Here is a 12,607-nt window from a genome sequence, read left to right as displayed (position 1 = left end):
TGTCTGTAGGCCATTCAGCACTGGTTTTTGCTTTCACCAAAAAACTTAGAATCATACTCAATAGATATATAAGGGGACTTAGAGTGAACAAGTCGGAACTGATTGATGCTGTTGCCGCATCCGCTGATATCCCGAAAGCTGCTGCTGGCCGTGCGCTGGACGCAGTTATCGAATCCGTCACTGGCGCTCTGAAGGCCGGCGACTCCGTGGTGCTGGTAGGCTTTGGTACTTTCTCTGTGACTGACCGCCCAGCTCGCGTTGGCCGCAACCCACAGACTGGCAAAGCACTGCAAATCGCTGCTGCCAAGAAACCAGGTTTCAAAGCCGGTAAAGCCCTGAAAGAAGCCGTTAACTAAGCCTCGTTCAAGCCTTACCTATCCGGGTCAGACGCAGGTCTGGCCTGGCAGCGGAGCGGCACAGCCGACCCAGGTATCCATCGGGTCGCAACGCCGGGGGTGTGGGTTCAAACCCCCGTCCGCTCCGCCAGTTACGAGAAGGCGCATCCTCGGATGCGCCTTTCTTCTATCCGGACTCTACCCACGCTCCACGGTTGCCTAATTTTGAAGTTCAACCGTTTCTGGGGGACGCATGCTGCAGAATATCAGGGACAATTCACAAGGCTGGATTGCCAAGACCATTATCGGGATCATCGTCGCATTGATGGCGTTCACCGGTATCGAAGCCATTTTCCAGGCTTCGACCAACAACAAGCAGGACGTGGCCAAGGTCAACGGTGAAGAAATCACCCAGACCGAATTGAGCCAGGCCGTCGATATGCAACGTCGCCAGCTGATGCAACAGCTGGGCAAGGATTTCGATGCTTCCCTGCTGGACGAGAAATTGCTGCGCGATGCGGCCCTCAAAGGGCTGATCGACCGCAAGCTGTTGCTGCAAGGCGCTGCGAATTCCAAGTTCGGCTTCTCCGAAGCAGCCTTGGACCAAGTCATCCTGCAGACGCCGGAATTCCAGGTGGACGGCAAGTTCAACCCCGAACGCTTTGACCAGGTGATCCGTCAGCTGGGCTACAGCCGTATGCAATTCCGTCAGATGCTGACCCAGGAAATGCTCATCGGCCAGGTTCGCGCAGGTATTGCCGGCAGCGGTTTCGTGACCGACGCCGAAGTGCTCGCATTCGCCCGCCTGGAAAAACAGACCCGCGATTTCGCCACCGTGAATGTCAAGGCCGACCCTGCGGCGGTGAAGCTCACCGACGACGAGGTCAAGGCTTACTACGACCAGCACGCCAAAGAGTTCATGACCCCGGACCAGGTGGTCATCGACTACCTGGAACTGAAGAAGTCATCCTTCTTCGACCAGGTCACCGTCAAGGACGATGAACTGCAGGCTGCCTATCAGAAAGAAACCGCCAACCTCGCTGAACAGCGTCGCGCCGCGCACATTCTGATTGAAGTCAACGACAAGACCACCGACGCGCAAGCCAAGGCCAAGCTCGAGGAAATCCAGGCGCGCCTGGCCAAGGGCGAGAAGTTCGAAGCCCTGGCCAAGGAGTTCTCCCAGGACCCGGGTTCGGCCAACAATGGCGGTGACCTCGGTTTCGCCGGCCCTGGCGTCTATGACCCGGCTTTTGAAACTGCCCTGTATGCCTTGAACAAGGACCAGGTGTCGGCCCCGGTGCGTACCACCTTCGGTTGGCACCTGATCAAGTTGTTGGGCGTTGAAGCACCGCAGGTGCCATCGTTTGCCAGCCTGAAAGACAAGCTGACCCGCGAGCTCAAGACCCAACAGGTTGAACAGCGTTTTGTCGAAGCCACCAAGCAATTGGAAGACGCGGCTTTCGAAGCCTCCGACCTGGCTCAGCCGGCGTCCGACCTGAAGCTGACCGTGCACACCTCCGCGCCATTTGGCCGTGAGGGTGGTGAAGGTATCGCGGCCAACCGTGCCGTGGTCACCGCTGCGTTCAGCCCGGAAGTGCTGGATGAGGGTGCCAACAGCACCGCCATCGAGCTGGACCCGGAAACCGTCATCGTGCTGCGTGCCAAAGAGCACCTCAAGCCGGCGCAATTGCCGCTGGAGCGTGTTGCTGCGGCGATTCGCACCCAGATGACCAAGGAGCGCGCCAGCGCGGCGGCCAAGGCTCACGCTGACGAAGTGATCGCCAGCCTGCGCGACGGCAAGACCCCGTTGGACCAACCGGTCGACGGCCAGGCCTGGAAAGTCACCGAAGCGGCGACCCGTAACGCCGAGGCTGTTGATCCAGCAGTGCTGCAAGCCCTGTTCCGTATGCCCAAGCCTGCGAGCAAGGACAAGCCGACGTTCACTACCGTGACCCTGGCTGATGGCAGCCTGGTGATCGTGCGCCTGAACGGCGTCAACGAAGCGGCAGCCCCGTCGGACGAAGAAAAGGCGCAATACCGTCGATTCCTCGCTTCGCGCATCGGCCAGCAAGACTTTGCGGCGTACCGTAAGCAGTTGGAAACCCAGGCTGACATCAAGAAGTTCTGATGACGGTTTGAATGAAAAGCCCCCGGCCTGAAAAGACCGGGGGTTTTTTTATGGTGCTTGATCTGTAGATCTGTGACGTTTTACCGACAGGAATATGCGCGCCAAGGTCTCGTTCTGTTGCACAATACCGCCCTGACTGTTTTTCTCAGGATTTTCGATGTCGACATCATTTCACGTGCGTAGCCTCGGGTTGGCGCTTGTGTTGGCGGGCGCCGCGGGCTGCTCGTCGCCCAAGACCGCTATTTATGAACATGAGAACTTCGACGATTCCGGTACGTTTTCCCGTGATTATCCGGTCAGTGCCACGGCGTCCTGCGAGGCGGCGCGGCGGGCGCTGCTGAGCCAGGGCTACATCATCACCAGCAGCGATCCCAAACTGGTGGTGGGCAACAAGAGCTTCCAGCAAACCGGCGAAACCCACATGCAGATCAGCTTCAATGTGGTGTGTGCCAATGATGGCAAGGGCAACAATCACTCGACGATGTTTGCCAACGCCTTGCAGGACCGGTATGCGCTGAAGAAGGTCAACAACTCCGCGAGCCTGGGTGTGGGTGTGCTGGGCTCGGTGTCGATGCCGATCGGCTCCACCGATGACTCGATGGTGAAGGTGGCGAGTGAGACCGTATCGGCACCGAAGTTCTATGAGCGTTACTTTGCGCTGGTGGACGTGTTCCTGCCGCAGGAAGCGAAGCCGGCCGAGAGTAGCCCTGAGAAGCCGAAAGCCGAGCTGGGGGTGCCGGAGCCCAAGGCTGCACCGGCTACCGAGAAGGTCGAGCCACCGAAGGAGGCGCCGACCACCTCATCGCCGGCCGCTGCACCGGCAGCCGTTTCGCAGCCCGCTGTTTCGCAACCAGCCGGTTCTCAGCCTGCCAGCTCGCAGCCTGCTAGCTCTCAGCCTGTCACGCCGCCTGTCGAGGCCGCTCCGATTGTGCCGCAAGCAGAGCCTGCACCGGCGCCTACTCGCCCGGACCTGCCGCCGCCGACAGAGGTGATTGCACCCCTGCCGACGCCTGGGCAGTAACTCAGACGGCTGCGGGGTTGGCCTTGTCGACGTTGATCCCGTAGCGGCTGATGGCTTCACTGACTTTTTCACGGCCGATGACGCCGTCATCGGCCAGTGCCTTCAAGGCCGCCAGCGCGATGAAGTGCCGATCCACTTCAAAGAATGCCCGCAGGGTTTCACGGGTATCCGATTGCCCGAAGCCGTCCGTTCCCAGTGCTACAAAGCGTCGGCCGGAGACGAAAGGGCGGATCTGATCGGCGAGGAGCTTCATATAGTCCGTTGCTACCACCAGCGGCCCCGTCTGCCGTTCCAGGCATTGCTCGACGTAACTCACCCGCGGCTCGCTCTGCGGATGCAGCAGGTTCCAGCGCTCCACCTCATGGCCGTTACGGCGCAATTCAGTCAGGCTGGTTGCGCTCCACACATTGCTTGGCACGCCGAAGTCCTTTTCAAGCAGCTCAGCCGCGGCAATCACTTCGCGCAGGATTGAGCCACTGCCCATCAGTTGCACTTGGGCCTGGTCGCTGGCACTGAGTCGGTACATGCCCTTGAGAATGCCGTCTTCCACGCCTTCAGGCATGGCCGGGTGTGGGTAGTTTTCGTTGAGCAGGGTGATGTAGTAGTAAATATCCTCCTGTTGCACGTACATACGCCGCATGCCCTCGCGGATGATTACCGCCAACTCGTAGGCAAACGTCGGGTCGTAGGATACGCAACACGGAATCACCGACGACAGGATGTGACTGTGCCCATCGTCATGCTGCAAGCCTTCGCCCATCAAGGTGGTGCGGCCGGCCGTGGCCCCCAGCAGGAAGCCACGCGCCCGCGCGTCGCCTGCCGCCCAGGCGAGGTCGCCGACGCGCTGGAAGCCGAACATCGAGTAGAAGATATAGAACGGCACTGTCATCAGGCCATGGTTGCTGTAGGACGTGCTGGCTGCAATCCAGGAAGAAATGGCGCCGGATTCATTCAGGCCCTCCTGCATGATCTGTCCGTCCTTGCTTTCCTTGTAGTAGCTCAGTTGCCCTGCGTCTTGTGGGGTATAGAGCTGGCCTACGGCAGAATGGATGCCAATCTGACGAAACAGGCTTTCCATGCCGAAGGTACGCGACTCGTCCGGCACGATCGGCACGATCAGTTTGCCCAGGTGTGGGTCCTTGAGCAGCGTGCCCAGGATGCGTACAAAGGCCATGGTGGTGGAGATCGCACGCTCGCCCGTGTCCTTGAGCTGGGTGGCGAAGGCCGACAGTTCGGGAATCTGCAAAGGATCGACCGCGCTGTTGCGCGCCGGTACGTAGCCGCCCAACGCTTGGCGGCGTGCGGCGAAGTAGCGGGCTTCTACGCTGTCGGCGGCGGGCTTCAGGTAGGGAATGTCGGCGAGTTGATCGTCAGTGACGTCCAGGCCAAAGCGATCGCGGAAAGCTCGTACCGCATCCGCGCCCATCTTCTTCAATTGATGGTTAATGTTCTGGCCTTCACCCGCTTCACCCATGCCAAAGCCCTTGACGGTTTTCGCCAGGATCACCGTGGGCTGGCCCTTGTGACGCATGGCGGCGGCGTAGGCGTTATAGACCTTTTCCGGGTCATGCCCGCCCCGTGACAGCTTCCAGATTTCGTCGTCGGACATGTCCGCAACCAACGACAGCAACTCCGGGTATTTGCCAAAGAAATGTTCGCGCACATAAGCGCCGTTCTGGGATTTGTAGTTCTGATAGTCGCCGTCCACACATTCCATCATGCGCTGGCGCAGCAGGCCGCTCTGGTCTTTTTCCAGCAGTGCGTCCCAACCACTGCCCCAGATCACTTTGATCACGTTCCAACCGGCGGCACGGTACAGGCTTTCGAACTCCTGGATGACCTTGGCATTGCCGCGCACCGGGCCGTCCAGGCGTTGCAGGTTGCAATTGACCACGAAGATCAGGTTGTCGAGCTTCTCGCGCCCGGCCATGGAAAGGGCGGCCAAGGATTCCGGTTGGTCCATTTCGCCATCACCGAGGAAGGCCCACACCTTGCGTCCCTGGTGTTGCTTGAGGTCACGCAGTTCCAGGTAGCGCATAAAGCGCGCCTGGTAAGCCGCGGTGATCGGGCCGAGGCCCATGGACACGGTGGGGAACTGCCAGAAGTCGGGCATCAGCCGTGGGTGCGGGTAGGACGAGATACCCTCGCCACCGGCCTCGCGGCGGAAGTTGTCGAGTTGTGCTTCGCTGATGCGGCCTTCGAGGTAAGCCCGGCCATAGATGCCTGGGGCGGAGTGGCCCTGGATATACACCAGGTCGCCATCAACGCTGTCGGTACGGCCACGGAAAAAATGATCAAACCCTACGTCGTACAGTACGGCAGCTGACGCATAGGTCGCGATATGCCCACCGACACCTGAGTGTTTGCCCGCACGTAATACCATCGCCATCGCATTCCAGCGGATAAAAGCGTTGGTACGGCGTTCGATGTCCAGGTTGCCGGGGTAGGGCAATTGGCGGTCTACCGGGATGGTATTGACGTACGGCGTAGTGACCCGCCCGTGGAAGTCGCCATGGCGCGCTACGTCGAAATCCAGCAACTGATCGATCAGGTAGTGCGCGCGCGGGCGGCCTTCGGCGGACAATACCGATTCGATGGACTCCAGCCACTCGCGTGTCTCCAGGGGATCATCGTCGTGTCTGAGTGCGTGGTTCTGGGTCATGTGAGGCTCCAGGGTAGGCGGATTTCGTATGACGGGCTCTTTGTGGGAGTGCCGATAAGTAATTGCAATTGCAACTACATGGCGAAATCTAGCGCGGGATGGGCTACTATTGCAACCTTCTTGAAATTCCCGCGGATGGTGTTGCATGGCGTCGAAAGAGCCTGATGTATGGTTTCGTTTTGTCAGGGCCCACAGGACGGTCATCCGTGAAATCGAGCGTCGACTGGCAGAGGCGGGCCTGCCGCCATATGCCTGGTATGACGCGTTGTGGGGCTTGGAAAGTGGCCCCGACGGTACGCGCCGCATGCATGAGTTGGCCGATGTGCTGGCCATCGAGCGCTATAACCTCACGCGCCTGGTTGACCGCCTGGAAAAGGACGGCTTGGTAGTGCGTTCCCGCTCGGACGGTGACGGTCGCGCGGCGTTTGCCTCGATCACCGATGCCGGCCGGGTGCTCCGTAAAAAGATGTGGAAGATCTACGAAAGCACAGTGGAAGAGCTGTTTCTTTCACAGATTGAACCTGCTCAGCGTCAGGCGTTTGCGGACGCGCTAGAGCGCACGGCAGGGCTAGCGATGGAGGCAGGAGTGCAGGTTCGTGGTCGACGTAAACCCTGAGATCAAATAAGGGGGGAGCCAGGCGCCAGCACATTTTGTTCGCACTGCGGTTCATTGCAGTCGGTACCGATTCAACGCTTTTTCCACCTGGCGGACATCGACATGGCCTTCATCCGCCAGTGCTTTCAAGGCCGCCAGCACAATCCAGCACCGGGTCGGCGCCGCCGCTTGCACTGACCCCGCGCCCAACGCGATGAACCGCGCGTCCACGTGCGCTGCCAATTGGTCGACAATCGCCTGCGGGTAGCCGGTGACGGCAATCACCGGCGCAGTACTCCCAGCCAGGCAATCACGCAAATGGCAGCTGCGCCTGGAGGCAGTGGGATGCAGGCGATTCCAGCGAGCCGCCGCCGCTGCCTCCCGAGCCAGGCGTGTATAGCTGGGGCAGCTCCATACTTGCGCGCTGATATTCCAATCTTGTTCCAGCAGGCGCTTGGCCTGCACGACCTCCGCCAACGCCCGGCCTGCGCCGAGCAGCCGCACATCCGCAGACAGGTCGTGCTGGAGCGGGTACATGCCCTTGGATGCGGCGTCACGATTGTGCTCACTCAAGGGCGCTGCCAGTTCATGATCATGGAGGGCGAGGTAGTAAAACCCTGGCTTGCCGTCGACATACAGTGCACGCAACGCCGCCAGTACAATCGCTTGGGTTTCCGCGCCTGAGGCGGGGTCATACGGCGTACAGCGCGGGTGAGTGGCCAGCCACAGGGGTAAGGAAGGCTGAGCGCCCTTGGGCCAGGGCGAGGGCAGGTTTTCAATGTCGTTGCACAGGATGCCGCGCTGTTGAGTGATGTTCGACAGTGCACTCAACTGCGCCGACGAATGCGCGCTGTGCAGATACAACAAGGGCCTCTCAGCGGTATTGCGTGCGAACCAGGTGGGCCAGTGACCCACGCGCCGGGAGCGTGACTGACCTCGAATCACCCAGGCCTGGCGGCTGGCTTCAAGGGTATTGGCTATGTTGATCAGAGTGCCCAGCGGTGAGTTGCCGGCAAGGGTGGCAGAGCTCAAGGCGTCGATACAGAACTGAGCGGCATGTGCGGTGGCGACGGTCATGGAGAGGGACACCTGGCAAGGAAGGCCATTACCGTAATAGAAAACCGCTTTTGATTGCAATTGCAATGATTGCAATAGTTGTTCGATTCGGGCGAGCTAAATCCCCGTAATGCTGCTACGTTTAATCCTTGAGTGCAGGAACGTCATGGCGCAGACTTTTTTTCGTCATGACGGCACTTTAGGCTGGCTGTGCAGGTCATTAATCTGCAGCCACATTAAACCTAGCGAGGAGTGACCCATGGACGATTATCAGGAAGAACTGCTGGAGTACCAGGCGTTTGAATTGGACCCGCTGGATCCGGTGGATGACGCCACTGAGCTGTAACCCCGACTTCAGGCGGAATGCCGCTGACTGCGGCGAAATTCCCCTGGGGTCTGGTTGTTCCACCGCCTGAACGCCCGTTGAAACGCCTGGGCCGAGGCAAAACCGAGCAGATAGGCGATTTCGCCGAATGCCAGTTCGGTGTCGCGAATGTAGGTCATCGCCAAGTCGCGGCGAGTGTCGTTAAGAATTGCGCGAAACTGAGTGCCTTCTTCGGCCAGCTTGCGCCGCAGGGTCCAGGTGGGCAGCTTCAAGCGTGCCGCCACTTCTTCAAGGTCCGGTTCCCGGCCGCCATTGAGCATCGGCCCGAGCAAACGGGTGATGCGCTCGCGCAGGCTGCGGGTGCGGGTCAGTTGTTCCAACTCCCTTTCACACAACTGCAGCAACAGATGCCAGGTGCTGGGGCAGTGCTGTGGGTTACGCAGGGCCAGGGTTTGCTGGCCTAGGCGCAGTTGGTTGGCATCCGCGCCGAAGTGAACATCGCCTAGCGCCTGGTAGTGTTCGCTGTATTGCGGCGCTTCGAACTCGATGTCGATACGCTGAGCACGCACAGGCTGCTGGGCCAGGCCCGACAATTGGTGCAGCCAGCCGGCGATGATCGAGTCCACCACAAAACGGTTGTAAGCGTTGTAGGGGCTGATGGAATAAAACCGCAGCCAGGCGCCTTCAGCATCCTCATGAAAGCTCGACTGCCCGCGATAGTTGGAGCCGTACAAGGCTTCGAAGCGCGTCAATGTACGTGCCGCTTCGCGTACGTTGGGCGCCTGGGCGGCTGTGACACCCGCCAGCCCGGCCTGGCTCAAGCGGCTGAGCTGGCCCATGCGCAGGCCCAGGCTGGGGTCGCCGGTCAGTTGGATGGCCGCATGGCCCAGGCGCATATAACGCGGGATCGACAGGCGTGCTCCAGCCTCGGCAAGGCGTGCCGGGTCCAGGCCGTATTGCAGCAGCAAGGGTTGCGGGTCCATACCGTGGCTGTGGATGGCATCGGCCAGGGTGTGCACGAAGCCCACCGACAGATCCCCAAGGCGCACCGGCTTCACGGGTTACAGCCAGATATTCAACAGGCGTGCGCCACGGGCGTCGCTGTCGGCACTGACCTGCCCGTTGCTGTTCAGGAAGCTGTGCCCGGCGGTGCCCAGGTCCCAGAACTGCCCGCGCAGAAATACACTCATGCCTGCCGTGGCCTGGCTGATCGGCTGCTGGCTGATCAGGGTGAGCCGGCGCCAGGCTTCGCCTTCGCTGAGTTCTTCGGGCTTGAGGCTGATTTCAGGCGGCGTGGACACACTTTTGAAGCCGCGCCATGGCCGGTCCCAGGTGTCGCGACCGGTCACGAATGCCGGCACCGCAATCAGCTGTGCGCCTTGCTCATTGAGCTTGCGGTAGTTGTCCGGGTACCAGCTGTCGCTGCCGACCAGAACGCCGAGGCGCCCGGCCGGCGTGTCGACCACGCTGACAAGGTCTTCAGCGCCCGGTTGGATAAAGCCACGTTCGTCATAGATAGGATAGAGCTGGCGCTGCGGCTGGCCCAAGGGCAAACCGTCGGCGCCGAACACCAGGCTGGCGTTGTACAGCGCGCCATGGCCGATCTGCAGTTGCCCCTGGCTCACGTTCGGGTTGGGCAGGGTGATGGAGCCGGCCACCAGGGTGACGCCGAACTCTTTGGCCAGGCCGCCGAACAGTACCTGATAGTCGCGGGCCATCGATGCGGCTTTCATGCGCAGGTAGGCATCGTCCATCCGATTGTCGCCGGTGGCGCTGAGCCAGGCACGAGCAAACAGGAATGGGTTGCTGGCCGACAGCCAGTTCATCGCGTCCTTGAGGTGGATAGCCTGGTACAGCTCGTTTTTCTCGCCGCCCAGCATCAGCCAGGTGCCGATATGCTCCGGCAGCACCACGACGGTCTTGCTGTTGATCAGCCCCTGGTCCCGGGCCTTTTGCAGGTAGGCCGCGAGTTTCAGGTGCAGGCGCTCCAGGCTCTGGTAGTCGGCGGGAAACAGCTCCGGCTGGATGCCCAGCAAATTGCCACGGTCGGCCGGAATGCCTTCGTTGACGGCCAGGGTAATGCGCAGGTCCGACAGGTAATGCGCCACGGGGCGCTCCTGGGTCCAGACCAGATACGCGGTGGCGGCGGCAACCAGGGCCAGGGTGAAGCTCAAAGCTAGAAGTTTACGCATGGGGCAACAGACAACAGACCGGGTGCAGGGTTCGCGACTAGGGTAGGGCCCATGGCGCGGCTTGCCAAGGGGCGCTGTACATTTGGATCAATAACTTGTCAGTTTCAGTCATTGAGCGCGGGTCCACCGGCTCTTAGTCTGTGGGACATAAACCGATGGGGTGTCATACGAACGCCCCACGTCCCGTGATGAACTGTTGTGGAGCTTGACCATGACCGCTGCTGCCTACCCGCATCTGCTGGCCCCGTTGGACCTGGGTTTTACCACCTTGCGCAACCGTACCCTGATGGGCTCGATGCACACTGGCCTGGAAGAAAAACCTGGCGGTTTCGAACGCATGGCGGCCTATTTCGCCGAGCGTGCCCGTGGCGGCGTGGGCCTGATGGTGACCGGGGGCATTGGCCCGAATGATGAGGGTGGGGTCTACGCCGGTGCGGCCAAGCTGACCACCGATGCCGAAGCACAGATGCACAAGATCGTGACCCAGGCCGTGCACGAAGCGGGCGGCAAGATCTGCATGCAGATCCTCCACGCCGGCCGTTATGCCTACAGCCCCAAGCAGGTGGCGCCGAGCGCGATTCAAGCGCCGATCAACCCGTTCAAGCCCAAGGAACTGGACGAAGAGGGCATCGAAAAACAGATTCAGGATTTCGTCACTTGTTCGTTGCTGGCCCAGGTCGCCGAATACGACGGCGTTGAAATCATGGGCTCCGAGGGCTACTTCATCAACCAGTTCCTCGCCGCCCATACCAACCACCGTACCGACCGTTGGGGCGGCAGCTACGAAAACCGCATGCGCCTGGCGGTGGAAATCGTGCGCCGTGTGCGCGAGGCCGTCGGGCCGAACTTCATCATTATCTTCCGCCTGTCGATGCTCGACCTGGTGGAAGGCGGCAGCACCTGGGAAGAGATCGTGCAGTTGGCCAAGGCCATCGAGCAGGCCGGTGCGACCCTGATCAACACCGGTATCGGCTGGCACGAAGCGCGTATCCCGACCATCGCCACCAAGGTGCCGCGTGGCGCGTTCAGCAAAGTCACCGCCAAGCTGCGCGGTGCGGTGCAGATCCCGCTGATCACCACTAACCGTATCAACACCCCGGAAATCGCCGAACAGATCCTCGCCGAAGGCGATGCCGACATGGTTTCGATGGCGCGGCCGTTTCTTGCGGACCCTGAGTTCGTCAACAAGGCTGCGGCCGGTCGTGCCGATGAAATCAACACATGCATCGGCTGCAACCAGGCCTGCCTGGACCACACCTTCGGCGGCAAACTGACCACCTGCCTGGTCAACCCACGAGCGTGCTACGAGACCGAACTCAACTACCTGCCGGTCAAACAGATCAAGAAAATTGCCGTGGTCGGCGCCGGCCCGGCCGGCCTGGCAGCGGCGACGGTGGCTGCCGAGCGTGGCCACCAAGTGACGCTGTTCGATTCGGCCAGCGAAATCGGCGGCCAGTTCAACATCGCCAAGCGAGTGCCGGGCAAGGAGGAGTTTTTTGAAACCCTGCGCTACTTCAAGCGCAAGCTGCAGACCACCCACGTCGAACTGTGCCTGAACACTCGCGTGGAGGTGGCGCAACTGGCGGCGGGCGGTTACGACGAGATCATCCTGGCCACCGGTATTGCACCGCGCACCCCTGCGATCCCGGGCATCGACAATGCCAAGGTGCTCAGTTACCTGGACGTGATTCTGCAGCGTAAACCGGTGGGCAAGCGCGTGGCGGTGATCGGCGCCGGTGGCATTGGTTTTGACGTCTCGGAGTTCCTCGTGCACCAGGGCGTGTCCACCAGTCTTGACCGCGAAGCCTTCTGGAAGGAGTGGGGCATCGACACGCAACTGCAGGCCCGTGGCGGCGTGGCCGGGATCAAGCCTCAGCCCCATGCGCCGGCACGTGAAGTGTTCCTGCTGCAACGCAAGACCTCCAAGGTCGGTGACGGTTTGGGCAAGACCACCGGCTGGATTCACCGCACCGGTCTGAAGAACAAGCAGGTGCAGATGCTCAACAGTGTCGAGTATTTGAAGATCGACGATGAGGGCCTGCATATCCGTATTGGTGCCGAAGGCGAGCCTCAGGTGCTGGCGGTGGACAATATTGTGATCTGCGCCGGCCAGGACCCGCTGCGTGAATTGCAGGTTGGCCTGGTCGCGGCGGGCCAGAACGTGCACCTGATCGGCGGTGCCGACGTGGCGGCCGAGCTGGATGCCAAGCGTGCGATCAACCAGGGTTCACGCCTGGCGGCCGAGCTGTAAGGCCGCAAGCGGGGCGGTGTTAGACTACCGCCCCGTTTTTCA

9 protein-coding genes are annotated in these 12,607 nt (G+C 60.9%); 5 read left to right on the top strand and 4 right to left on the bottom strand.

Annotation, left to right across the window (positions count from 1 at the left end):
- Positions 1 to 83 precede the first annotated feature (83 nt).
- The 3 genes from DK870_RS17010 to DK870_RS17000 all read left to right on the top strand — a co-directional run bounded on the left by DK870_RS17010 (position 84) and on the right by DK870_RS17000 (position 3,484).
- A complete protein-coding gene (locus DK870_RS17010; protein WP_060756760.1) occupies positions 84 to 356 on the top strand; it encodes an HU family DNA-binding protein in 273 nt (90 codons plus the stop codon).
- Positions 357 to 588: 232 nt separating this feature from the next.
- Positions 589 to 2,463: a SurA N-terminal domain-containing protein gene (locus tag DK870_RS17005; protein ID WP_060756759.1), complete on the top strand. Its 1,875-nt coding sequence runs from the start codon at positions 589 to 591 to the stop codon at positions 2,461 to 2,463.
- Between the two features lie 157 nt (positions 2,464 to 2,620).
- Positions 2,621 to 3,484, top strand: coding sequence for a DUF2242 domain-containing protein (locus DK870_RS17000; protein WP_161549201.1), 864 nt, complete (start codon positions 2,621 to 2,623; stop codon positions 3,482 to 3,484).
- Position 3,485: 1 nt separating this feature from the next.
- Here the strand turns inward: DK870_RS17000 and aceE are convergent, their stop codons facing one another.
- Positions 3,486 to 6,146 carry a pyruvate dehydrogenase (acetyl-transferring), homodimeric type gene (aceE, locus tag DK870_RS16995; protein ID WP_161549200.1) on the bottom strand — a complete coding sequence of 887 codons (2,661 nt, stop codon included), beginning with the start codon at positions 6,144 to 6,146 and terminating at the stop codon, positions 3,486 to 3,488.
- A 145-nt stretch (positions 6,147 to 6,291) separates the two neighbouring features.
- Between aceE and DK870_RS16990 the strand changes: the two genes are divergently transcribed.
- Positions 6,292 to 6,762, top strand: coding sequence for a MarR family winged helix-turn-helix transcriptional regulator (locus tag DK870_RS16990; protein ID WP_104994199.1), 471 nt, complete (start codon positions 6,292 to 6,294; stop codon positions 6,760 to 6,762).
- Positions 6,763 to 6,813: 51 nt separating this feature from the next.
- On the opposite strand, the gene DK870_RS16985 is transcribed toward DK870_RS16990, so the two are convergent.
- The 3 genes from DK870_RS16985 to DK870_RS16975 all read right to left on the bottom strand — a co-directional run bounded on the left by DK870_RS16985 (position 6,814) and on the right by DK870_RS16975 (position 10,314).
- The gene (locus DK870_RS16985; protein ID WP_104994198.1) at positions 6,814 to 7,818 is read right to left on the bottom strand and encodes a pyruvate dehydrogenase; all 1,005 of its coding nucleotides are present in this window, start codon (positions 7,816 to 7,818) and stop codon (positions 6,814 to 6,816) included.
- Positions 7,819 to 8,151: 333 nt separating this feature from the next.
- Positions 8,152 to 9,180, bottom strand: coding sequence for an AraC family transcriptional regulator (locus DK870_RS16980; RefSeq protein ID WP_104994197.1), 1,029 nt, complete (start codon positions 9,178 to 9,180; stop codon positions 8,152 to 8,154).
- A gap of 3 nt (positions 9,181 to 9,183) precedes the next feature.
- Positions 9,184 to 10,314, bottom strand: a complete 1,131-nt coding sequence (locus DK870_RS16975; protein ID WP_161549199.1) for a carbon-nitrogen hydrolase family protein — start codon at positions 10,312 to 10,314, stop codon at positions 9,184 to 9,186.
- A gap of 211 nt (positions 10,315 to 10,525) precedes the next feature.
- Here DK870_RS16975 and DK870_RS16970 point away from each other — a divergent pair, with 211 nt between their 5' ends.
- Positions 10,526 to 12,565: an NADPH-dependent 2,4-dienoyl-CoA reductase gene (locus DK870_RS16970; RefSeq protein WP_161549198.1), complete on the top strand. Its 2,040-nt coding sequence runs from the start codon at positions 10,526 to 10,528 to the stop codon at positions 12,563 to 12,565.
- Positions 12,566 to 12,607 lie beyond the last annotated feature (42 nt).

Source organism: Pseudomonas sp. Q1 (genome assembly GCF_009935975.1).
GTDB lineage: Bacteria > Pseudomonadota > Gammaproteobacteria > Pseudomonadales > Pseudomonadaceae > Aquipseudomonas > Aquipseudomonas palleroniana.
The sequence above is the reverse complement of the archived record's forward strand: the minus strand, read 5'-3'. Positions and strand labels throughout refer to the sequence as shown.